17 protein-coding genes are annotated in these 21,664 nt (G+C 65.4%); 3 read left to right on the top strand and 14 right to left on the bottom strand.

Annotated features, from left to right (window positions below):
• The first annotated feature begins 75 nt into the window (after positions 1 to 75).
• The gene (locus FURADRAFT_RS08400; protein WP_040652679.1) at positions 76 to 903 is read left to right on the top strand and encodes a substrate-binding periplasmic protein; all 828 of its coding nucleotides are present in this window, start codon (positions 76 to 78) and stop codon (positions 901 to 903) included.
• A gap of 56 nt (positions 904 to 959) precedes the next feature.
• Here FURADRAFT_RS08400 and argS read toward each other — a convergent pair whose 3' ends face one another.
• The 4 genes from argS to FURADRAFT_RS08380 form a co-directional block, all read right to left on the bottom strand.
• Complete coding sequence (argS, locus tag FURADRAFT_RS08395) at positions 960 to 2,678, bottom strand: arginine--tRNA ligase (RefSeq protein ID WP_008953698.1); 1,719 nt, start codon at positions 2,676 to 2,678, stop codon at positions 960 to 962.
• A gap of 361 nt (positions 2,679 to 3,039) precedes the next feature.
• Positions 3,040 to 4,383 carry a prephenate-dependent tRNA uridine(34) hydroxylase TrhP gene (gene trhP / locus FURADRAFT_RS08390; RefSeq protein ID WP_008953697.1) on the bottom strand — a complete coding sequence of 448 codons (1,344 nt, stop codon included), beginning with the start codon at positions 4,381 to 4,383 and terminating at the stop codon, positions 3,040 to 3,042.
• A 21-nt stretch (positions 4,384 to 4,404) separates the two neighbouring features.
• Positions 4,405 to 4,824: a hypothetical protein gene (locus tag FURADRAFT_RS08385; RefSeq protein WP_008953696.1), complete on the bottom strand. Its 420-nt coding sequence runs from the start codon at positions 4,822 to 4,824 to the stop codon at positions 4,405 to 4,407.
• A 170-nt stretch (positions 4,825 to 4,994) separates the two neighbouring features.
• Positions 4,995 to 5,207: a hypothetical protein gene (locus FURADRAFT_RS08380; RefSeq protein WP_008953695.1), complete on the bottom strand. Its 213-nt coding sequence runs from the start codon at positions 5,205 to 5,207 to the stop codon at positions 4,995 to 4,997.
• Between the two features lie 186 nt (positions 5,208 to 5,393).
• On the opposite strand from FURADRAFT_RS08380, the gene fliW reads away from it, so the two are divergent.
• Positions 5,394 to 5,840 carry a flagellar assembly protein FliW gene (fliW, locus tag FURADRAFT_RS08375; RefSeq protein ID WP_008953694.1) on the top strand — a complete coding sequence of 149 codons (447 nt, stop codon included), beginning with the start codon at positions 5,394 to 5,396 and terminating at the stop codon, positions 5,838 to 5,840.
• Between the two features lie 300 nt (positions 5,841 to 6,140).
• Here the strand turns inward: fliW and FURADRAFT_RS08370 are convergent, their stop codons facing one another.
• From FURADRAFT_RS08370 to FURADRAFT_RS08340, 7 genes are all read right to left on the bottom strand, one after another.
• Positions 6,141 to 7,337 (bottom strand): amino acid aminotransferase, encoded by a 1,197-nt coding sequence (locus FURADRAFT_RS08370; protein ID WP_008953693.1) that lies wholly within the window; start codon positions 7,335 to 7,337, stop codon positions 6,141 to 6,143.
• Between the two features lie 190 nt (positions 7,338 to 7,527).
• Positions 7,528 to 8,589, bottom strand: coding sequence for a porin (locus tag FURADRAFT_RS08365; protein ID WP_008953692.1), 1,062 nt, complete (start codon positions 8,587 to 8,589; stop codon positions 7,528 to 7,530).
• Between the two features lie 477 nt (positions 8,590 to 9,066).
• Positions 9,067 to 9,822: a uroporphyrinogen-III C-methyltransferase gene (gene cobA / locus FURADRAFT_RS08360; RefSeq protein ID WP_008953691.1), complete on the bottom strand. Its 756-nt coding sequence runs from the start codon at positions 9,820 to 9,822 to the stop codon at positions 9,067 to 9,069.
• Between the two features lies 1 nt (position 9,823).
• A complete protein-coding gene (locus FURADRAFT_RS08355) occupies positions 9,824 to 12,532 on the bottom strand; it encodes a nitrate reductase (protein ID WP_008953690.1) in 2,709 nt (902 codons plus the stop codon).
• A 158-nt stretch (positions 12,533 to 12,690) separates the two neighbouring features.
• Positions 12,691 to 13,002, bottom strand: a complete 312-nt coding sequence (gene nirD / locus FURADRAFT_RS08350) for a nitrite reductase small subunit NirD (RefSeq protein ID WP_008953689.1) — start codon at positions 13,000 to 13,002, stop codon at positions 12,691 to 12,693.
• A gap of 68 nt (positions 13,003 to 13,070) precedes the next feature.
• Complete coding sequence (nirB, locus tag FURADRAFT_RS08345; protein WP_008953688.1) at positions 13,071 to 15,503, bottom strand: nitrite reductase large subunit NirB; 2,433 nt, start codon at positions 15,501 to 15,503, stop codon at positions 13,071 to 13,073.
• A 428-nt stretch (positions 15,504 to 15,931) separates the two neighbouring features.
• Positions 15,932 to 16,342, bottom strand: coding sequence for an EamA family transporter (locus FURADRAFT_RS08340; RefSeq protein ID WP_008953687.1), 411 nt, complete (start codon positions 16,340 to 16,342; stop codon positions 15,932 to 15,934).
• A gap of 99 nt (positions 16,343 to 16,441) precedes the next feature.
• Between FURADRAFT_RS08340 and FURADRAFT_RS08335 the strand changes: the two genes are divergently transcribed.
• Positions 16,442 to 17,323, top strand: a complete 882-nt coding sequence (locus FURADRAFT_RS08335; protein WP_236261562.1) for a LysR family transcriptional regulator — start codon at positions 16,442 to 16,444, stop codon at positions 17,321 to 17,323.
• A gap of 12 nt (positions 17,324 to 17,335) precedes the next feature.
• Here the strand turns inward: FURADRAFT_RS08335 and FURADRAFT_RS08330 are convergent, their stop codons facing one another.
• The 3 genes from FURADRAFT_RS08330 to FURADRAFT_RS08320 all read right to left on the bottom strand — a co-directional run bounded on the left by FURADRAFT_RS08330 (position 17,336) and on the right by FURADRAFT_RS08320 (position 21,662).
• A complete protein-coding gene (locus tag FURADRAFT_RS08330; RefSeq protein ID WP_008953685.1) occupies positions 17,336 to 19,006 on the bottom strand; it encodes a bifunctional protein-serine/threonine kinase/phosphatase in 1,671 nt (556 codons plus the stop codon).
• Positions 19,007 to 19,166: 160 nt separating this feature from the next.
• Positions 19,167 to 20,378: a nitrate/nitrite transporter gene (locus tag FURADRAFT_RS08325; RefSeq protein WP_008953684.1), complete on the bottom strand. Its 1,212-nt coding sequence runs from the start codon at positions 20,376 to 20,378 to the stop codon at positions 19,167 to 19,169.
• 492 nt (positions 20,379 to 20,870) lie between these two features.
• Entirely contained in the window at positions 20,871 to 21,662 is a 792-nt protein-coding gene (locus FURADRAFT_RS08320; RefSeq protein ID WP_008953683.1) for an ABC transporter ATP-binding protein, read from the bottom strand.
• Positions 21,663 to 21,664: the final 2 nt, after the last annotated feature.

Here is a 21,664-nt window from a genome sequence, read left to right as displayed (position 1 = left end):
TTTTTATGCCATACGGCACTGACAGGCCGCGCGAGTCCCCTTATACTCGCTCGCTGCAAATCGGACCGGATGGCCATGACTTTCGCTGCACTCACCCTCCCCCTGCTTGGCCTTGCCCCACCCAGCCTGAAGCGGCTGCTCGGCGGTCTCGCTGCCGGCCTGCTGCTGATAACGGCCTGCCAAGCGGCGCCCAGGCTCGCCCTCTACACCGAGGAGTGGCCACCCATGTCCTTTACCAACAACAGAGGGGTGCCGGATGGCATGGCCGTCGAGGTGGTGAACGAGATACTGCGGCGCACGGGACAGAACAACCCGATCGCCGTGGTGCCCTGGATACGCGGCTACAATCAGTTGCTGACCCGCCCCAACGTCCTGCTGTTCACCGTCGGACGCAACGCCGAGCGCGAACGCAACATGACCCTGCTGGGGCCGATCGCCATGTCGAGCACCGTGCTGCTGGCGCGCAGCGAAGACGTTCTGGCATTGCAAGCACTCGGCAGCGACATCCTGAAACGGGAAGTGGCCGCCTACCAGGGCAGCATCTTCGAGAGTACGGCACGCAACAAGGGCTTTTCCAGCATCCGGGAGACCGGCAGCAGCGAGGAAGGCGCGCGCATGCTGCTCGCCAAGCGGGTGGACCTATGGGTGGAAGGGAATGTCGCGGTGGCTCAGACCCTGCAACGGCTAGCCATCCCGCCCGGCCGCGTGGCCCGCGTCATCACCCTGGATTCGCTCGACCTCTACTTCGCCTTTTCGCGCGGCACCGACCGCGAGACCATCCTGCAATGGCAGGCTGCGCTACGCGACATGAAGAAGGACGGTACCTTTCAGGCGATCCATCAGCGTTGGCTCCCCGGTGAAGCGCCGCCACTGCAGGTCATGCGCCTCGGACTCGAGCCCTGAAGAGACAAAAAAGCCCAACCGAATGGTTGGGCTTTTTGTTGTCGTCGAGAGCGCGCTTACATCGCGTCGAGCACCTCGATGCCGAGCAGGCCGAGGCCGCTCTGGAGGGTTTTGGCCGTCAATGCCGCCAACTGCAGACGGCTGGCACGCACTTGACCCTCGCTCTTCAGGATCGGGCAGGCCTCGTAGAAGCGCGAGAACAGCGTGGCGACATTGTACAGATAGCCGCACAAGTGGTGCGGCTGGCTGCTGTCGGCCACGGCGAACACCACGTCTTCGAACTGCGCCAGCACGACCGCCAGCTGCTTTTCCGCCACCTCGGTGATCAGTACCTTGGCCGCCGGGTCGAAGTCCTCGGCCTTGCGGAACACGCTCTGCACGCGTGTGTAGGCATACTGCAGGTACGGCGCGGTGTTGCCCTCGAAGCTGAGCATGGCGTCCCAGTCGAAGATGTAGTCGGTATTGCGGCTCTTGCTCAGATCGGCGTATTTCAGCGCGCCGATGCCCACCACCGCGGCGATCTGACGGCGCTCGGCTTCCGGCAGCTCCGGGTTCTTGCTGGTAACCAGCTGGAAAGCGCGTTCCACCGCCTCGTCCAGCAGTTCCACCAGCTTGACGTTCTCGCCGGAACGGGTTTTCAGCGGCTTGCCGTCCGGCCCCATGATAGTGCCATGGCCGATGTGCTGGAAGTCGGCTTCTTCCGGCAGCCAGCCCGCCTTGCGTGCGGTGCTGAACAGCTGCTGGAAGTGCAGGCTCTGGCGCGAATCGACCACGTACAGGCAGCGATCCAGCCCCAGCTTGTTCACACGGAAGCGGATGGCGCCGAGGTCGGTGGTGGCGTACAAGTAGCCACCGCCCTGCTTCTGGACGATGAAGGCAGCCGGTTCGCCTTCCTTGTTTTTGAATTCGTCGAGGAAGACGACTTGCGCACCCTGGTCTTCGACCAGCAGGCCTTTCTGGCGCAGCTCTTCCACCAGTACCGGCAGGTCGTCGTTGTAGAAGCTTTCGCCGCGCACATCGTCGTCGTTCAACTGCAGGCCGAGCTTCTGGTAAATGGCGTTGCAGTGGGTCAGCGACAGCTTGACGAACTGCTGCCACAATTTCAGCACTTCGGCATCGCCGGACTGCAGTTTCACCACGTAATCGCGGGCGGTGTCGGCAAAGGCCGTATCTTCGTCAAAACGCTTCTTGGAGTGCTTGTAGAACGTATCGAGGTCTTTGAGCTCGAGGTCGGCCTGACCGCTCTTGCTGATTTCCACCATGTAGGCTACCAGCATGCCGAACTGGGTACCCCAGTCCCCCACATGGTTCTGGCGCACCACATTATGGCCGATGAAGCTGTTCACGCGGACCAGCGCGTCGCCAATGATGCCGCCGCGTAGGTGGCCGATGTGCATTTCCTTGGCGAGGTTGACCGAGGAATACTCCACCATGACCTTCTTGGCGTCGACCTTGGTAATACCCAAGGCTTCATCGGCCAGCGCCGTTTCGGCGCGGCGGGCGAGGAAGGCCGGGTTGAGGTGGATGTTGATGAAGCCGGGGCCGGCGATTTCCAGCTTGCTGGCGATGCCCTCGAGGTCGAGCACGGCCAGCACTTTCTGGGCCAGTTCGCGCGGGTTGGTCTTGAGCTGCTTGGCGGCGGCCATCACACCGTTGGCCTGGTAATCGCCGAATTCCGGCTTGCTGGCCGGCTGGACGTTGGCCGAAGCGTCAGGCGCGCCGGCGGCGGCGAGTGCAGCCTGCACCCGTGCGGAAATGAGTTGCAAAATGGTCATGTCGGTCCCGAAAGGTCTGGCGCAAGCGGCTCACGGCCCCTGCGCGATATCAGGGTGAAATTGTAAGCGCTGGCTACTGGCCAGGGCAAACTTTGCCGCAGTGCAGCGTGCGGCGTTCAAAGCAAAGCGCGGCGCTCCAGGAGGAGACGCCGCGCCTTCGACCAACCTTGAGCCGTTGGTTCAGAACCTGCTCACGATCCGTCGCGAGCGGCCCTCAGCGGGGTGAAGAGCAGTGCAGGAACCGGGATGGGCACGGAGTCCATGAGGATCATGGCTGAGCGAATCTCCAATGGAGATTCGCACGCGCAGAGCCGCGCATGAGCCCCGATCAGGGATGCGCAGCAGGATCGTGGATCGGTTCTCAGAGGAGACGCGCGATCAGGGCTTTTTCCATCCCTTCCATGCCTGGAATCTTGACCTTGACGCCGTTGCCCGGCGCCACCTCGGTGGCCGCGCCGTCCCGCGTCATGGTGGTAAGGTCGACGATGCGGTTGCCGCTCGGATGGATGATTTCCAGTTGGTCGCCGACGGCGAAGCGGTTCTTCACATCGATCAGCGCCCAGCCCTCGGCATCGATTTCAAGCACTTCGCCGACGTACTGGCTGCGCTTGGCCTGTGAGTGGCCGGTCAGGTAGTTCTGGTATTCCTGGGTCTGGTGACGCTCAAGGAAGCCCGGGGTATAGCCGCGGTTGGCCAGGCCTTCCAGATCGGACAACAGCGAGAAGTCGAACGGGCGGCCGGCCACGGCGTCGTCGATGGCCTTGCGGTAGGCCTGGGCAGTGCGCGACACGTAGTAGATCGACTTGGTGCGGCCTTCGATCTTCAGCGAATCGACGCCGATCTTTACCAGCTTCTCCACCTGCTCGATGGCGCGCAGGTCCTTGGAGTTCATGATGTAGGTGCCGTGCTCGTCCTCGATGATCGGCATCAGTTCGCCCGGACGGCTACCCTCTTCGATCAGGTAGGTCTTGTCGGCCAGCGGGTGGCGCTCGGCCCCGCCACAGGCGGCGAAGCTCTGGTTGGCTTCTTCCAGCGCCTTGTTGAAGTCGAACTTGATGGTCTGCACGTCGCCGGCGTCGTCGCCCTGGGTGTCGTGCATCTTGTAGTCCCAGCGGCAGGCGTTGGTACAGGTGCCCTGGTTCGGGTCGCGGTGGTTGAAGTAGCCGGAGAGCAGGCAGCGGCCGGAGTAGGCGATGCACAGCGCGCCGTGCACGAACACTTCGAGCTCCATGTCCGGGCATTCCTGGCGGATCTCGGCGATTTCATCCAGACTCAGCTCGCGCGACAGGATGACGCGGGTCAGGCCGATCTTCTGCCAGAACTTCACGCCCATCAGGTTGGTGGTATTGGCCTGCACCGAGAGGTGGATATTCACCTCCGGCCATTTCTCGCGCACCATCATGATCAGGCCGGGGTCGGCCATGATCAGCGCGTCCGGCTTCATGGCGATCACCGGTTCCATGTCGGCGAGATAGGTCTTGAGCTTGGCGTTGTGCGGCAGGATGTTGCTGGCGACGAAGAACTGCTTGCCGCGTGCATGCGCCTCTTCGATACCCTGGCGCAGTTCTTCCAGCTTGAATTCGTTGTTGCGGGCGCGCAGCGAGTAACGCGGCTGGCCGGCGTAGACGGCGTCGGCGCCATAGTCGTAGGCGGCACGCATCTTGTCGAGCGAGCCGGCGGGGAGCAGCAGTTCCGGGGCTTTCATCAGGCTTTCGGTTCCAGTTTTTCAGTGCAGCATGGCGCTGGCGGGCAGCGGCTTGAGGTCCGGCGCGACAAAGGCTCGGCGCGCGGTCTCGTCATGCAGTTTTTCTTCGGAATAGTGTTGCCGCAACAGGCTTGGCAGGTCGTCGCGCACGTCCGGGCAGCACGCCAGGAAGGCGGGCCAGTCGTCCAGCAATTCCGGCTTCGCGTCGAGGCGGCTGTAGAGGATGGCCAGCGCCGCCATGGTCAGCGTGTGGTGGTACTTGTGCGCCGCGCCCTTGGCCATGGCGTAGCGCGACAGGGTGCGGGCGCAACGTGCCGCCGCCTCGCGTGCCGGGTACTGGCGCCGGTAGGCCCAGGCCGCCAGCAGATGGGCTTCGTGGTTGAAGTCGGCTTCAGGCAGCGCCAACGTTTCCAGCTGTCGCAGCAACCCGTGGTGGTCCATGACGAGGAACACTCCTGAAGAGAGAAAAAAGAACAAGGCCCCACCGGCAGTGGAGCCTTGTTTTCGATCTATTGTGCGGCGCGATTATGCGCCCCGCCCCGGCCACAGTCAACTGCGACCCGCCCCAAACCCCGGTGGTTTAAGATACTGTTTTGAATGCCCTTTTTACTTCATGGTTTTTTCATCAGCGCCACCAGCGCGGTGAACTGCCCCACCACGCCGACCACCATCAGCCCGGACCAGAGCAGCGACGGCAGCAGACCGTTCGCCGAAGACGACTGCATGCCGGCACCGGCCAGTGCCAGCAACAGCGTGGACAACAACAGCACCAGGATCGCGAGGCGGCGGTCCTGACGCAGGCGGCGGAAAAACAGTTGAAGCATGGCATGGCACCTTGTTTTGAAACGGCCTCGGCCCGATCCTCAAGGGGAGGCGGCGAGCCTTGTACAGCCCACGATTGTAATACGACGGCCGGCCCTGGCGCGCCTTGGCAAGCCGGACGGATTTTGCCCGCCAGACAATCACCCATCAGGCATAATGAGCGACCAGACCCCCGTTAGGAGCCAACCATGCTGTTCAGATCGAGCCTGCTGGGCGAAGTCGAGGTGAACGAAGCCACCACCCTGCTCTTCCCCCATGGTATTCCCGCATTTGAAAACTGCACCCGCTTCCAGCTGTTTCACGATCAGGACAAAGCCGAGCCCAGCGTGTTCTGGATGCAGTCGCTCGACAACCCCGACGTTCTGTTCAGCGTGGTGTCGCCCACTGAATTGGGACTGCGCTACGAAATCGAGCTGAGTGAAGACGACGTGACCGCACTCGAATTGAGCCGCCCGGAGGATGCGGCCATCCTGCTGATGGTGTACAAGCCACAGGAGCAGGCCGATGAGGCACACCCGGTACTGGCCCCGCTCAGGGCCAACGTGCGCAACCCGCTAGTGATCAACCTGGCGGCGCGCCGTGGTTTGCAGAAGGCCGGGCTAGGGTGTGACATCCTGTTCCACAACCGCGGCTGAGCGTCTGTTTCATTAGTCGGCTGCGCCTTCCCTCATCCACAATGAAAGCGGCCGCCCCATACGGGCGGCCGCTTTCATCCTTGCCAGCAACATGCAGACACAGAATCTACCCCACCGGGCGAGCGTGCCAAAGCAGGTTGAGTGCCGCCAGCGCACAGGAATGTACACGGAGTACATGAGGATTCCGTATCGCTGAGCGAATCCCTGCGTGCAAATCTCCGATTTGCTCAGCGATAGATTCGCACGCAGTACTGCCGGCACTCAAGATGCGAAGGCGCAGCCGCCTGGCGGGATAGATTCTCAGCCCTTCAGCACCTCGGCCATCGCATCCGCCACATACTCGACGTTGCGGCTGTTGAGACCGGCGACGCACATGCGGCCGGAACGCACCAAGTAGACCGCGAACTCCTCACGCAGACGGTCGACCTGTTCCGGGGTCAGACCGGTGTAGCTGAACATGCCGCGCTGCTTGATGAAGTAGCTGAAATCACGGCCCGGCACCTTGGCGGCCAGCACCTCATACAGCTTCTGGCGCATGGCCTTGATGCGCTCGCGCATTTCGGCGACCTCGCCCTCCCATTCCTGGCGCAGCACCGCGTCGTTCATCACCATGGCGGTGACCTGGCCGCCGTGGGTCGGCGGGCTGGAATAGTTGCGGCGCACCGTGGCCTTCATCTGGCCCAGCACGCGTCCGGCTTCTTCGGCGTCCTGGCACACCACCGACAGGCCGCCACAGCGCTCGCCGTAGAACGACAGGTTCTTGGAGAACGAGTTGCTGACGAAGAAGCTGATACCGGCGTCGGCCATGGTGCGGATGGCGTAGGCGTCTTCGTTCAGCCCGTCGCCGAAGCCCTGGTAGGCGATGTCGAGGAAGGGGATCAGCTCGCGCTCTTTGACCACGGCGATCACCTCGCGCCACTGCGCGTTGGAGAGATCGACACCGGTCGGGTTGTGGCAGCACGGGTGCAGCAGCACCACGGTCTTGGCCGGCAACTGCTTGAAGCAGGTGATCATTTCGTCGAATTTCACGCCGCCGCTGACTGCGTCGTAGTAGGGGTAGTCGTGCACCACGAAGCCGGCACCTTCGAACATGGCGCGGTGGTTGTCCCAGGTCGGGCTGCTGACCCAGACTTCGCTCTCGGGGAAGTAGCGCTTCAACAGATCGGCGCCGATCTTCAACGCACCGGAGCCGCCGATGGTCTGGATGGTGGCGATGCGGTCGGACGTGACGGCCTCGTGCCCGGCACCGAACAGCAACTCCTGCACCGCCCGGCGGTAGTTGGCGGCACCTTCCATTGGCAGGTAGGAGCGAGGGCCGGCGGCTTGCACACGCGCCACCTCGGCCTTCTGCACCGACGGCAACAGTGGAATGCGTCCTTGTTCGTCGTAGTACAGGCCGATGCCGAGGTTGACCTTGTTCGGGCGCGGGTCGTTATTGAAGGTTTCGACGAGGGTGAGGATCGGGTCGCCGGCGTAGGCGTCAACGTGTTCGAACATGGTGCGGGCCACAGTCTCGTAGTGTTGGTTGATGAGCGAAACAAGCAGGCGCTAACCGTACCATGAAACGGCCGCCGAGGCGTAGTGCGGGACGGGCACTTCGAGATTGCCCCCCTGCCCTGGCCTCACAAACGAAAAAACCGCCGGCGACCGGAGGTCGCAGGCGGCGGGGAGAGACGCGGGCGTTCGCTTAGAACGAGTGCTTCAGGCCAACACCGAAGCCGGTCGGGTTGGAACCGGCACCGACGCCGGTCAGGCCGGCGTTGCCGAAGGTGCGGCTGGCGTTGTCGTCGTTGGCGATACGGGTGTAGTAGGCGTAGGTCTGGGTGCGCTTGGACAGATCGTAGGTGGCGCCCAGGGTCCACTGGTTGGCACCGTCCTTGGCGTCGGACTTGGACTCTTGCAGCTTGGCGTAGGCCAGGCTCACGCCGAAGTTGCCGAATTTCTGCTCGGCGCCGACGGTCCAGGCGTTCTGCTTGGTATCGCCGGTGGTCGTGTCGTTACGCTCCTGCTCGAAGCCGGCACCGATCTTGGTGTCGCCGAACTTGTAGCTGGCGGCCACTTTCCAGAAGGACTGGTTCAGGTTGGCGTCGCTGGCCACGGCGTTCTTGTCGTTGCGACGGTCGTAGCCCACGCCGACGTTGAAGCCGTCGATCGAGTAGGCTGCGGCCAGGCTCCAGACGTCCTTGTTGGTACGGTCGGTGCCGACGATAGCGCGAGTTTCGTCGGTGCCATAGGACACGGCAGCCTGGAAGCCGGCGAAGTTCGGGGTGTAGTAATGCACCGAGTTGGCCAGACGCGTGTCGCCATGGCAGAACACCGACTTGTCGGTGCAGATTTCGGCGATGGTGTCAGCCATCGGGTTGACCAGGATCGGCTTGAGCAGAGCCTTGTAGGCGCTGTCGTTGTAGCCCATGAAGGCCTTACCGAAGGCGCCGTCCAGACCGACGAAGCTGTTGCGGGTGGCAAAAGTGCCCTTGCGGGTGCCGCCGTCATCGACGGAGATTTCCTGCTCGACCTGCCAGATGGCCTTCAGGCCGTCGCCCAGGTCTTCATTGCCCTTGAAGCCCAGCTTGGACACGTTGGAGCTGACGCGGGTGGTGGACTTGATGTCGTTGGCGGAATTGGTCGAACCAGTGGCCTTGACCGATTCGATCGACTCGCTGATGGTGCCGTAGAGGGTGACGTCGGCCAGGGCGGCCGGGGCGATCAGGGCGGAGGCGACCGCCAAGGCAAGCAGATTCTTCTTCATTGCGATAACTCACTAGGGTTGTTGTATTTCACGCTTCGTCGGGTGAAACGTGTGGCGAAATATAGACACTCAATGTGTCTTTCCTATTACGGTGATGTTAAATCGCGACACCACAAGGGGGATTTAGACTTTATCGCCACACGGCATAAAGCATAAACAGGCCGCCGAGTCACCGCGTTGACGGCCATCAAGCCGATTACCTTGGCCGTGAGAACCTGTTCATGATCTTGCGGCGCACACCTGATTGGGGCTCATGCGTTACTCTGCGTGTGCGAATCTCCGATTTGCTCAGCCATGATCCTCATGTACTCCATGTACATCCTGATTTCCGTGCCGGGCTGTCCCGCTGAGGGCCGCTCGCGACAGATGAACAGGTTCTGAGATTCAGACACAAAAGCGCCGGTCACTCCCCATGACCGGCGCTTTTGTTGTGACCTTCGCGTAGCGGCATGACCCCGCCCCGCTACGGGTGTTGTCCTATGCAACCCTGCACGCCTGCTCCAGTTGCGGCTGCAAGGCAGCCAGGCCGGCGACTTCGCCCAGCACGATGACGGCGGGGCTGGCGAGCCGGGCCTCGCGCACGTCGGCGACCAGGTTGGCCAGCGTGCTGACCACGGCACGCTGCTCCGGACAGCCGACGCGGTGCACCACCGCCACCGGCAGATCGGTGGCGAAGCCGGCTTCGCGCCAGACTGTGGTCAGCGACGGCAGGTCGCTCATGCCCATGTAGCACACCACGGTGAGTCCGGCTTGCGCCAACGCTGCCCACGGCAGCGGGCTGCCGTCCTGGGTGTGCGCGGTGACCAGCGTCACACCGCGGCTGAGGCCGCGATGGGTCAGCGGCAGGCCGAGCGCCGGGCCGACCGCGAGACCGGCGGTAAGGCCGCCGACGGCTTCGACCGTGACGCCGCGCTCGGCCAGCCACTGCCATTCTTCTCCGCCGCGGCCGAAGATGAAGGGATCGCCGCCCTTGACGCGCGCCACCACCTTGCCGTGGCGGGCGTAGCGCAGCATCAGGCGATGAATGAAGGCTTGCGGCGTGGAGCGACAGCCGCCGCGCTTGCCGACGTGCACGATGCGCGCGTCGGGGCGGGCGAAGCCCAGCACCTCGCGGCTGACCAAGTCGTCCACCAGCCAGACGTCGGCGGCCTGAAGGGCCTTCACCGCCTTGAGCGTCAGCAGTTCCGGATCACCCGGGCCCGCCCCGATCAGATAGACCTTGCCTGTATGCATCTCATGCTCCCTGGGCTGCCTGGGCAGCAGCCACCATCCTCGTCAATTCCGGCACACAGGAACCGCAGCCGCTGCCGCAGCCGAGTCCCGATTTCAGCCCTTCAACATCGCAACCGGCGGCGATCGCCTGGACGATGGCGTCCTCGCGCACCCCGGTGCAGGCGCATACTACACGTGAACGGTGGATCAGAGTGCCTCCGCCCATCAACAAGCGCGCCAGGCTGTCCGGCGTTTCGCCGTCGTCGAACCAGTCGGCCAGCGCCTCGTCGGCACGGACATCGCCGGCCAGCAGATAGGCGCAAGGCATTTTGCCGTTCAGCCACACTCTTCTAAGCACACTTCGTGCCGGGTCGTCGAAGGCGGCGAGCATGGCGTCGGCCGGCGTCACCGTGTCGGCCAGCGCCTCGAGCAGAGCGGCCTCGGGGGCGGCTTCGGCCGCGAGCTTGAGGCGCACCGCGGTGCCGCCGGCAACCACCGTCAGCAGCACGGCGTAGGGGAAGCGTGCCAGCCACGGGGTCAGGCGCTGGCGCAGCTGGGCCACGTCGCCCTTGACCAGCAGGGTGAGCCGCCACGGCAGGCGCGCCGGTTCGAGCGCGATGGCGGCGTGCTTGAGTTCAGGCTGGCGCGATACCGGGTCGACCTTGCCCAAGGTCAGGGCATTGACACCGTTGCCGGCCATGTAGGCACCACCCCAGTGCATCGGCAGGAAGGCCATGCCGGGGCGCAGGTTGTCGTCGGCTGCGACCGGCAGCACGATGGCGCCACGCCGCGACTTGATGCGCGCCAGGTCACCCTCCTTGAGGTGGTAGCGGTCGAGGTCGCGCGGGTTGAGCGACAGCACCGGTTCTTCGACGTGACGGGTCAGCCCTGGCACCAGCGCGGTGCGGCTCATGGTGTGCCAGTGGTCGCGCAGGCGGCCGGTGGTCAGGCGCAGCGGGTACTGCGCCGAGACGTTCTCCGCCACCGGGCGGTAGCCGATGTCGACGAAGCGGGCGCGGCCGGACGGCGTGGCGAAGCGGCCGTCCTGATAGAGCCGCGCCTGGCCGGCGGTGGCGCCGGCCGGGAACGGCCATTGCTGCGGGCCGATCTGGTCGAGCACGGCGTAGCTCAAGCCGGTGATGTCGAGGTCGCGCCCGGCGGTGGTGACGACGTGCTCGGCGAACACCTGGGACGCTTCTTCGTAGCCAAACAAGGTTGGCCGAAGCGGATGCAGACGCGCTTCCAGCGCCTGCGCCACGTCGCGCGCGATGATCCAGTCGTGGCGCGCCTCACCCGGCGCCGGCAGCGCGGCGCGCACGCGGCTGATGCGGCGCTCGGAGTTGGTGACGGTGCCGTCCTTCTCCGGCCAGGTGCTGGCCGGCAGCACGAGGTCGGCGTACGGCAGCGTTTCGGAACCGGCGAAGGCTTCCTGCACGATGACGAAGTCGACCTTCTCCAGCGCGCGGCGTACCAGCGCCTGGTCCGGCAGCGATTGCGCCGGGTTGGTGCAGACCACCCACAACACCTTGATCTGCCCTTTCGAGGCGGCCTCGAACAGTTCGATGGCGGGCAGGCCGGGCTCGGCCGGGATGCTGTCCACGCCCCAGATCGCCGCCACTTCGGCGCGGTGCGCGGGGTTGGCGAGGTCGCGGTGCGCCGACAGCAGGTTGGCCAGCCCCCCTACTTCGCGCCCGCCCATGGCGTTGGGCTGGCCGGTGAGCGAGAACGGGCCGGCGCCGGGCTTGCCGATCTGGCCGGTGGCCAGGTGCAGGTGGATCAGCGCGGCGTTCTTGTCGGTGCCGGCGGCGGACTGGTTCAGGCCCATGGTGTAGAACGACAGGGCCGCGCCGGCGCGGCCGAACCAGCGCGCGGCGGTGACGATGTCTTCTTCGCTGATGCCGCAGATGTCGGCGGCGGCACGCGGGGTGAATTCGCGCAGCCGCTCCTTCAGCTTGGCGAAACCTTCGGTGTGCTGCTCGATGTAGTCGCGATCGAGCAGGTCGTCCCACACCAGCACGTTGAGCATGGCGTGGAACAGCGCCACATCGGTGCCGGGCAAGATCGGCAGGTAGAGGTCGGCGAGACTGGCGGTGTCGGTGCGGCGCGGGTCGATGACGATGACCTTGAGCGCCGGGTTGGCCGCCTTGGCGGCTTCCAGCCGGCGGAACAGCACCGGGTGGGCGTAGGCCATGTTGGAGCCGGCGATCAGCACCACCTCGGCCTGGTCGATGTCTTCGTAACAGGCCGGCGGCGCGTCGGCACCGAGCGTGGCCTTGTAGCCGGCCACCGCGCTCGACATGCACAGCCGCGAGTTGGTGTCGACGTTGTTGGTGCCGACCACGGCGCGCGTCAGCTTGTTGAAGACGTAGTAGTCCTCGGTCAGCAGTTGGCCGGAGAGGTAGAACGCCACCGAGTTGGGGCCGTGCTCGGCGACGGCCGCCGCGATGCGGTCGGCGGCGCCGGCGATGGCGTCGTCCCAGGCGATGCGCTGGCGCGGGGCGGTCTTGTCGTGGCGCAGCTCGGGATAGAGCAGGCGCGCGCCCGGCTTGCCGGTGGTGTCGGCCAGGGTGCGGCCCTTGCTGCACAACCGGCCGAGGTTGGCCGGGTGGGCGGGATCGCCTTCCACCGAGGTCAGGCGCTGGCCGTCGGACTGGATCAGGACACCGCAGCCGGTGCCGCAGTAACAGCAGATCGAGGAGACAGTCTTGTTGCGTCCCGTGGTGTCTGTCATGTGATGTCTCCCAATGCGATCAATCTTGATGGAGCCTTGCCGTGGGGCGGAAGCCGCGCCGAGCTGGGCGTTCCGTCGAGGCGGGCGTGCCGCGCTCACGCAGAACGCCCTACGTCAGCTCATTTCGGCCCGGCTTCGGCGGAACGCCCCGTGACGGCTCATTTCAGGTCCAGCGAGACCTGGCCGTCTTCGACGCGTACCGGGATGTGGCCGGTGCAGCCGACGTCGGGCGCGCAGGCCTCGCCGGTCTTGAGGTCGACCACCCAGTTGTGCAGCGGGCAGGCCACGGTGTGGCCGGAGATGATGCCTTGCGACAGCGGACCACCCTTGTGCGGGCAGCGGTCGACCAGCGCGAACACGTAGTCGTCCTCGGCGCGGAAGATGGCGATGTCGTCCTGACCCTCGCGCTTGAGGACGCGGGCGCCCTGCTTCGGGATGTCATTGATGGTGCAAACGGTTTTCCAGTTCATGCTGATCTCCTTGTCCATTCGTGCCGGGAGCACGGGTGCTGACAACGTGCTCCCGCGGCGGTCTGGCATTACACGGTGAGAGGTTCGAATTCGTGACGGGCGACACCTTCCTTGACGCGCTCGGTCCACGGGTCCTTCTCGAAGGACAGGGCGAAGCGCAGCCGCTCGTACAGGGCCTTGCGGTTTTCCAGGTTGTCGACCACCTGGGCCTTGATGAAATCGAGGCCGACGCGGTGCAGGTAGTGCACGGTGCGCTCGAGGTAGAACGCCTCCTCGCGGTAGAGCTGCAGGAAGGCGCCGGAGAGTTCCAGCACTTCCTCGCGTGTCTTCACCTTGGCGAGGAACTGCGCCACCTCGGTCTTGATGCCGCCGTTGCCGCCGATGTAGAGCTCCCAGCCGGAGTCGACGCCGATGATGCCGACGTCCTTGATGCCCGATTCGGCGCAGTTGCGCGGGCAGCCCGAGACCGCCAGCTTGACCTTGGCCGGGCTCCACATGCCGGTGAGGTCCTTCTCCAGGTCGATGCCCATCTGGGTGGAATCCTGCGTGCCGAAGCGGCAGAACTCGGAGCCGACGCAGGTCTTCACGGTGCGCAGGCTCTTGCCGTAGGCGTGGCCGGACGGCATGTCGAGGTCGGCCCAGACCTTGGGCAGGTCTTCCTTCTTCACGCCCAAGAGGTCGATGCGCTGGCCGCCGGTGACTTTCACCATCGGGATGGCGTACCTGTCGGCGACGTCGGCGATGCGGCGCAGCTCGGAGGCGTTGGTGACGCCGCCCCACATGCGGGGGATCACCGAGTAGGTGCCGTCCTTCTGGATGTTGGCGTGCACGCGCTCGTTGATGAAGCGCGACTGCGGATCGTCCTTGGCTTCGCCCGGCCAGGTCGAAATCAGGTAGTAGTTGATCGCCGGGCGGCAGGTGGCGCAGCCGTCCGGGGTGCGCCATTCGAGGAAGTCCATCACCTGGCGCAGGCTGGTCAGGTGCTGTTCGCGGATCACCTTGCGCACGCCGCCATGGGTGTGTTCGGTACAGCCGCACACCGGTTTCTCGGACTTGGGCTTGACGTCGGCGGCACCGCCGACGCAGTTGATCAGGATCTGCTCGACCAGGCCGGTGCACGAACCGCAGGAGCTGGCGGCCTTGGTGTGCTTCTTGATCTCGTCGACGGTGAACAGGCCCTTTTCCTGGATCGCCTTGACGATGGTGCCCTTGCACACGCCGTTGCAGCCGCACACTTCGGCGTCGTCCGGCATGCCGACGACTTTGCTCTGGCCGGCGTGGCCGACGTCGCCCTGCCCGCCTTCGCCCAGCATCAGCACGTCGCGCATCTCGGCCACCGACTTGCCTTCGCGGATCAGGCGGAAGTACCAGGCGCCGTCGGCGGTGTCGCCGTACAGGCAGGCGCCAACCAGTTTGTTGTCCTTCAGCACCAGCTTCTTGTAGAGGCCACCCATCGGGTCGGACAGGGTGATGGCCTCGGTGCCGTCGTCGCCCATGAAGTCGCCGGCAGAGAATAGGTCGATGCCGGTGACCTTGAGCTTGGTCGAGGTGGCGGCCGGCACGTAACGACCGATGCCGTAGTGCGCCAGGTGGTTGGCGGCGACCTTGGCCATGTCGAACAGCGGGGCGACCAGGCCGTAGGCCACGCCGCGGTGGCTGACGCACTCGCCGACGGCGTAGACGCGCGGGTCGTAGGTCTGCATGGTGTCGTTCACCACCACACCGCGGTTGCAGTAGAGACCGGATTTTTCGGCCAACTCGGCGTTCGGGCGGATGCCGACGGCCATCACCACCAGGTCGCCCGGGATTTCCTCGCCGTCGGCGAAGCGCAGGCCGGCAACGCGGCCGGTGCCGTTGTCGAGCAGCGCGGCGGTCTGCTTCTGCAGGTGGAAGGCGATGCCGCGGTCTTCCAGGCTCTGCTGCAGCAGCTTGGCGGCGGTGCGGTCGAGCTGGCGGTCGAGCAGCCACTCGCCCAGGTGCACCACGCTCACGTCCATGCCGCGCGCCATCAGGCCGTTGGCGGCTTCCAGGCCCAACAGGCCGCCGCCGATGACGACGGCCTTCTTGTACTTCTGGCTGGCCTCGATCATCAGGTTGACGTCGCGGATGTCGCGGAAGGTCACCACGCCGTCGAGGTCCTTGCCCGGCACCGGCAGGATGAAGGGGTTGGAGCCGGTAGCCAAGAGCAGGCGGTCGTACGGCGCCTCGGTGCCGTCGGAGGTGCGCACCACGCGCTTGACGCGGTCGATCTCGGTGACTTCCTTGCCCATGTGGAGGGTAATGCCGTTTTCGGCGTACCACTCCACCTCGTTGAGCATGATCTCCTTCAGCGTCTGTTCCCCCGACAGCACCGGCGACAGCAGGATGCGGTTGTAGTTGGGGTGCGGCTCGGCGCCGAAGACGGTGATGTCGTAGAAGTCGGGCATCAGCTTGAGCAGCTCTTCCAGAGTACGCACGCCGGCCATGCCGTTGCCTACCATGACGAGTTTCGGTTTGTTCATCGGGATCTCCTTAGCATCGTGGCTACGCCGCATTCACCATTGCCGCAGCGAGACCAAATAAAAAAAGTCCGTTCCCATGGATTCCCCATGCTGAACGGACCTCTTTGTCCTTACCCGCTTCACCGCCATTGGCAAACCGAGCAAAATTGTCTGCTGTATTACTAGCAAGTGCCGTGCCAGATCCTGAATACTGCCGATAATCTTGCCGTGCGTGAGGCTTCAGGAGGCCGGCAAGCCCCCGGAATACCGTGCCTTTCCGCCGTTTCACGCTTCAGCGCCGCACCATTGGCTGCCCAGACGGGCTCGTGGCGGAGGGGCAAATGACCCGGACTCCCCCTGCAAGAGCCTTTGCTCGGGCGATTGAGCCGCTGCCAAGTTGGATTGCAGTGCAGCATTGCCCCAAAAGCGTGCACAGCGCGCCACGACGGCTACTTCTGCAGCATCAGCCACAAGCCAGCCAGACTCAGCCCGGCGCCCCCCAGGCGCAGCAGCGACGGCTGCTCACGAAACAGCAGGAAGCCTAGCGGCAGCAGCACCAAGGTGCTGATAACATTGGCGCTGAGCGACGCCACTCCCATCTGCCAGCCGGCACGGTAGGCCAAGAGGAAGCCCAGCTCGATGCCCAGGATGCCGAGCGCGACGCCGCTACTGCTCCAGTTCAAGGCCAGCAGGCTGCGGTTGCCGGGGCTGAACTGCATGCCGATGAGACACAGCAGCATCGCCACGCCATAGCTGACGGCCAGGGTAAAAAACGGATTCACCGTCTGTGGCACCTGCTTGAGCGACAAGTGGTAAATCACCGAGCCGGCCACGGCCAGCAACAAGGCAAACAGCGACATGGTGTGCTCCTATGAAATGAACCCCACCATGCTAGCGACCCGGACAGGCTATAGGTAGACTACCTATTATTATCCTTGTTATAAGAATTCATTATGGCCATGGATCTGGATACCGCCCTGCTACGCGCCTTCGTCAGCGTGGTGCGCAGCGGAAGCATCAACCGTGCCGCCAGCCGCCTACAGCGCACCCAGCCCGCCGTCAGCCAGCAGATCCGCAAACTGGAGCAGCAGCTGGGGCAGCCGTTGCTGGAGCGCTCGCCTCGCGGTATCAGCCTGACCGGGGCGGGCGAATCGTTGCTGCCCTACGCCGAGCGCCTGCTGATGCTGACCGACCAGCTGCTGCCCGGATTGGGCAGCCTGCCGACCAGCGCCCAGCACCGCCGCATCGGCATCATGGAGGACTTCGTCGGCACCCGGCTGCCCCGCGTCCTGGCGGATTTCGCCAGCGTGCATCCGGGCCTGCGCCTGTCGGTGACGGTGGGGCTCAAGGTCGAGCTGTTCGCGGCGATGAACGCCGGCGAGCTGGACGTCATGGTCAGTTCACCGCTGGGCGACAGTGGCCCGTTGTTGAAGCCGGAGGCCCAGTTCCTGTGTCCGCTGGCCTGGTTCGCCGCGCGCGGCAAGCCACTGGCGACCACCTCCTTGCCACTGGTGATTTTCAGCGCTCCCTGTTCATGGCGGGAACAAACGCTGGCCACGTTGAACCGTGCCGGACAGCCGTGGCATATCGTCTTCGAGAGTTTCAGCCTGCCCGCCATCCAGGCCGCGGTGGAGGCCGGGCTCGGGGTGGCGGCGATGCTGGCGGACACCCCGCCTGCCAACAGCTACTGCATCAACGACGGCAGCCTGCCGCCGCTGCCCGGCATGCCGGTGGGCGTCTACCGGCAAAGCGGCGATAGCGACCCGCTGAGCGGACAACTGGCGGCCTTGTTCTGTCGCGAGCTGGGCGAGCCGGTGGCGCTGCCGGCCACGACGGCCTGAGCCGCCCGCCGTTCAGAGCACCAGCAGCAGGTACACCAGCACCAGGTTGAGCAGCAGCGACACCAGGGCGATGGCGCGCCACAGTTTGAGCGGGGAGCGCTCGGCCCACGGCACGCGGCGGCGCACCGCGAGCGACTGCGCGTCGCCCTTTTCCAGCGCCAGCAGCAGTTCTTCCGCAGTTTCGAAGCGGCGTGCCGGATCGCGCTCCACCGCCTTGAGCAAGACGTTCTCCAGCCACGGCGGCAGGTCCGGCCGGTAGCGCGTGGGCAGCTCCGGGGTACCGAAACGGGGATGCTGGAACGGTTCCACCTCGCCGTAGGGGTAGTGACCGGTCAACAGCCAGTACAGCGTCACGCCGGCGGCGTAGAGATCGGTGCGCACGTTGGCCGAAGCGCCCTCGAACAGCTCCGGCGCCATGTAGCTCGGCGTGCCCGGCACCGCGCCGTCGCGGTCGACGGTGAGCCCGGGGCAGTACGCCACGCCCAGGTCCAAGAGGCGCAGCTTGTCGTCGTGATCGATGTGGATGTTTTCCGGCTTGACGTCGCGATGCAGGATGTTGAGCCGGTGCAAGGCGGCCAGCGCGCGCGTCAGGCGCAGGCCGATCTTCACCACCTCGCTCGGACCGATGCCACCGCCTTCGCGCTGGCGCCGTTCCGCCAGGTTTTCGCCGGCGTACCAGCGCAGCAGGTAGTAGAGATGCTGGCGTGCCGGCAGCGGTTTGACCTCGGCGAAGTAATGCGCGGTCAGGCGTTTCTGCAGCCACTCCTCGACCAGCAGCGCCTGCTCCGCCTGGCTGTCGCCGGCCAAGGTCGGCGGCAGCGTCTTCATCACCCAGCGCTTGCCCGCGCTGTCGAGCACGCGGTAGGCAAGCCCGGACGGGGCGTCGTTCAGCACCGCCTCCACGGTGAGGCCGTCGAACTCCTGCCCCGGCTTGAGGCGCGGTGGCAGCGACTGGAAGGCGCCGCGCGCCAGCTCGTCGCCGAGGTTGGCCGAAGGCAGGCCGTCGACGCGCAGCACGATGGCCGACAGGTTGTCGCCGGAACCGGCGGCGATGGCCTCCTCCACCAGCACCTGGGCCGCGCGCTGCGGGTCGACGTGCAGCCGCAGCACTTCGTCCAGGCGCTTGTCGGGCAGCGGCCCCCATACGCCATCGCTGACCAGCAGGAACACGTCGCCCTCGGCCACGTCGCCGTCGAGGAAGTCGGCCATGACGTGCTCGTCGAGCCCCATGGCGCGCTTGAGCACGTGGCGCATCGAGGGCTCGTCCCAGACGTGATCGGTGGTGAGGCAGAACAGCCGCCCCCCGGTGAGACGGTAGAGCCGGCTGTCGCCGACGTGCGCCACGGTGAAGCGCCGGCCGCGCAACACCAGCGCGGTGAGCGTCGCCACCAGCGTCTTGCCCTGCGAGCGCAGCCAGCGGTTATGCGCGGTCAGCAGGCGGTCGAGCGCGGTGCCGACCTCCCAGGTTTCCGGCGTGGCGTAGTAGTCCGCCGCCACCGCGCGCACGCTGGACTGGGCCGCGAGCTTGCCGTCGGCGCAGCTCGACACGCCGTCGGCCAGCACGAACAGCGCGCCCTTGCTGGTCAAGAGGCCGGCCTCCGGCGTCACGCAGGCCAGCGCATCCTCGTTGCGCGGCTTGGGGCCGGCATCGGTGGCGTGACCGACGGTCAGGGCGAGCGACATGATCGAATCCTTGTTCCCATCCGCCTCGGCGACGGCGTCGGCGGATGGGGGTGGTCAGTGTGCGCAGCTCTCGCGGGCCACCGGGCCGGCGAGAGATGCGCTCAGCGCACGCCAGCCGTCCCTACCCGGAACAGCCGGCGTGCGGGTCCTCCTGTTCGAACTATACCCGGGCCGAAGTCACGCTGGCCGCGCCCCAGGTGGTGCGCCAGCGCAGCTTCACGCTGTGCAGGCCGAACCAGGCCACCAGGCCCAGGCTGGCGAACAGCCACAGGCCGATCTGGTAGTTGCCGGTGGATTGCTTGACGAAGCCCAGACCCGCCGCCAGCAGGAAGCCGCCGATGCCGCCCGCCATGCCGACCAGGCCGGTCATCACGCCGATTTCCTTGCGGAAGCGCTGCGGCACCAGCTGGAACACCGCGCCGTTACCGCAACCGAGCGCCAGCATGGCACCGACAAACAGCGCCAGCGCGGCGTAGGCCTGCGGCAGGTTGAAGCCGACCACGCCCAACATCAGCGCGGCGATGGTGTACATCACCAGCAGGGTGCGGATGCCGCCGACGCGGTCGGCCAGCGCGCCGCCCAGCGGGCGCATCATCGAACCGGCGAACACGCAGGCGGCGGTGTAGTAGCCGGCGGTCACCGCGTTGAGACCGTACTGGTCGTGGAAGTAGCCCGGCAAGGCGCCGGCAAGGCCGACGAAGCCGCCGAAGGTCATGCTGTAGAAGAACATGAACCACCAGCTGTCCTTGTCGCCCAGCACCTTGAGGTAATCGGCCAGCGACTTGGCCGGCGCGCGGTTGGGCGCATTCTTGGCCAACAGACAGAACACCACGAACACGATCGACAGCGGAATCAGCGCGAAGCCGAACACGTTCTCCCAGCCGTAGACCGAGGCCAGCCCCGGTGCCAGCAAGGCCGCGAACACCGTGCCGGAGTTGCCGGCGCCGGCGATCCCCATCGCCTTGCCCTGGTGCTCCGGCGGATACCACTGCGACGCCAGCGGCAGCGACACCGCGAACGAGGCGCCGGCCACGCCGAGGAACAGGCCCAGCAGCAGCGCCTGGTGGAAGGAGTGGATGCCGAAGTGCCAGGCGGTGCCCAGAGCCGCGATCACCACCACCTGGCCGACGATGCCGGCGGTCTTGGGCGACAGGCGGTCCACCATCAGGCCAATGGCGAAACGTAGCACCGCGCCCGCCAGGATCGGCGTGGCCACCATCATGCCGCGCTGCTGCGCGGACAGCGACAGGCTGTCGGCGATCTGGATCGCCAAGGGCCCGAGGATGTACCAGACCATGAAGCTCAAGTCGAAGTAGAGAAACGCGGCCAGCAGAGTGGGCCAGTGCCCGGCCTTCCAGAAACTCTTGTTCATGTACCTTCTCCCGATATCGATGCGAACCAGTCGCCGCGCAAAAAAAAACGTCCGCCGCCGCGCAGTGTTGGCTGCGTGGTAGCGGACGCCGTTGTCCGTCTCAGGCGAAAGACCCACATTGGTCTTCCCCTGGTATCCGGCGAACCTGGCCTCCGTTGGCCCGGTGTGCCGGAGCTGAATTGTTCGAGAGTGATATAGCAACTAGCGTGCCAGCCCCGAAAGCCATGTCAGGCGGGCCTTGGCGCCGTCACATGCCGTCTGGCGCACTGCACAAGTGCGCCGATGCACCAGCCGGGCACATCGGCGCCCGCGCCATGAAAAAAGCGGGGAAGACTCTCGTCTCCCCCGCCTTTATCACCAGAGTACATAGGACCTGTTTCAGTAGGCCAGCGAGCCAACGCAGATTGAGTACCACGAGCACAGGAACCCGAATGGTCACGGAGTACTGCAGGGACTCAAGATGCGCAGGCGCAGCGGCCTAATGAAATGGGTTCAGGCCGCCGGGCGCAGATGCTTCTGATACAAAAACTCCAGCACCGCGCTACGGTAGCCGTGATAGGCACTGTCGTTGGCCAGCGCCAGCCGCTCACGCGGGCGCGGCAACGCCACCTCAAGGATCTCGCCGACAGTGGCGGCCGGGCCGTTGGTCATCATCACGATGCGGTCGGACAAGAGCACCGCCTCGTCCACGTCGTGCGTCACCATCACTACGGTGGCCTGGGTGGCCTCGACGATCTTCACCAGCTCGTCCTGCAGGTTGGCGCGGGTCAAGGCGTCGAGCGCACCGAACGGCTCGTCCATCAGCAGCACCTTGGGCTCCATCGCCAAGGCTCGCGCAATGCCGACGCGCTGCTTCATGCCGCCCGACACCTCGTGCGGGTACTTGTCGCTGGCGTGGCTCAGATTGACCAGCGCCAGCGCCGCCTCGCAGCGCGCCTTGAGCTGGGCCTTGTTCTCACGTTGGCCGAAGACCTTTTCCACCGCGAGGTAGATGTTGCCGTAGCAGGTCAGCCACGGCAGCAGGCTGTGGTTCTGGAACACCACGGCGCGCTCCGGCCCCGGCCCGTCGATCTCGCGCCCGCCGCACAAGGCGATGCCGGCATCGGGGTCGTACAGCCCGGCGACGATATTGAGCACGGTGGACTTGCCGCAGCCGGAGTGGCCGATCAGCGACACGAACTCGCCCTGACGGATGGTGAGGTTGACGTCGCGTAGCGCCACGAAACGGCCCTTGCGGCTGTCGAAGCTCTTGCCCACGCCTTGCAATTCGACGAATTTTTCCATGA

Origin of the sequence: Pseudogulbenkiania ferrooxidans 2002 (genome assembly GCF_000174355.1) — a bacterium.
Taxonomy (GTDB): domain Bacteria; phylum Pseudomonadota; class Gammaproteobacteria; order Burkholderiales; family Chromobacteriaceae; genus Pseudogulbenkiania; species Pseudogulbenkiania ferrooxidans.
The sequence above is the reverse complement of the archived record's forward strand: the minus strand, read 5'-3'. Positions and strand labels throughout refer to the sequence as shown.

Excerpts from the sequence above, each read along its gene's own strand:
- FURADRAFT_RS08355 (WP_008953690.1), bottom strand. The coding sequence starts at position 12,532 with ATGACAGACACCACGGGACGCAACAAGACTGTCTCCTCGATCTGCTGT.
- FURADRAFT_RS08370 (WP_008953693.1), bottom strand. The coding sequence starts at position 7,337 with ATGTTCGAACACGTTGACGCCTACGCCGGCGACCCGATCCTCACCCTC.
- fliW (WP_008953694.1), top strand. The coding sequence starts at position 5,394 with ATGCTGTTCAGATCGAGCCTGCTGGGCGAAGTCGAGGTGAACGAAGCC.
- FURADRAFT_RS08400 (WP_040652679.1), top strand. The coding sequence starts at position 76 with ATGACTTTCGCTGCACTCACCCTCCCCCTGCTTGGCCTTGCCCCACCC.
- trhP (WP_008953697.1), bottom strand. The coding sequence starts at position 4,383 with ATGAAAGCCCCGGAACTGCTGCTCCCCGCCGGCTCGCTCGACAAGATG.
- FURADRAFT_RS08365 (WP_008953692.1), bottom strand. The coding sequence starts at position 8,589 with ATGAAGAAGAATCTGCTTGCCTTGGCGGTCGCCTCCGCCCTGATCGCC.
- nirD (WP_008953689.1), bottom strand. The coding sequence starts at position 13,002 with ATGAACTGGAAAACCGTTTGCACCATCAATGACATCCCGAAGCAGGGC.
- FURADRAFT_RS08320 (WP_008953683.1), bottom strand. The coding sequence starts at position 21,662 with ATGGAAAAATTCGTCGAATTGCAAGGCGTGGGCAAGAGCTTCGACAGC.
- FURADRAFT_RS08380 (WP_008953695.1), bottom strand. The coding sequence starts at position 5,207 with ATGCTTCAACTGTTTTTCCGCCGCCTGCGTCAGGACCGCCGCCTCGCG.
- FURADRAFT_RS08385 (WP_008953696.1), bottom strand. The coding sequence starts at position 4,824 with ATGGACCACCACGGGTTGCTGCGACAGCTGGAAACGTTGGCGCTGCCT.
- FURADRAFT_RS08330 (WP_008953685.1), bottom strand. The coding sequence starts at position 19,006 with ATGTCGCTCGCCCTGACCGTCGGTCACGCCACCGATGCCGGCCCCAAG.
- FURADRAFT_RS08325 (WP_008953684.1), bottom strand. The coding sequence starts at position 20,378 with ATGAACAAGAGTTTCTGGAAGGCCGGGCACTGGCCCACTCTGCTGGCC.
- FURADRAFT_RS08340 (WP_008953687.1), bottom strand. The coding sequence starts at position 16,342 with ATGTCGCTGTTTGCCTTGTTGCTGGCCGTGGCCGGCTCGGTGATTTAC.
- FURADRAFT_RS08335 (WP_236261562.1), top strand. The coding sequence starts at position 16,442 with ATGGATCTGGATACCGCCCTGCTACGCGCCTTCGTCAGCGTGGTGCGC.
- cobA (WP_008953691.1), bottom strand. The coding sequence starts at position 9,822 with ATGCATACAGGCAAGGTCTATCTGATCGGGGCGGGCCCGGGTGATCCG.
- argS (WP_008953698.1), bottom strand. The coding sequence starts at position 2,678 with ATGACCATTTTGCAACTCATTTCCGCACGGGTGCAGGCTGCACTCGCC.
- nirB (WP_008953688.1), bottom strand. The coding sequence starts at position 15,503 with ATGAACAAACCGAAACTCGTCATGGTAGGCAACGGCATGGCCGGCGTG.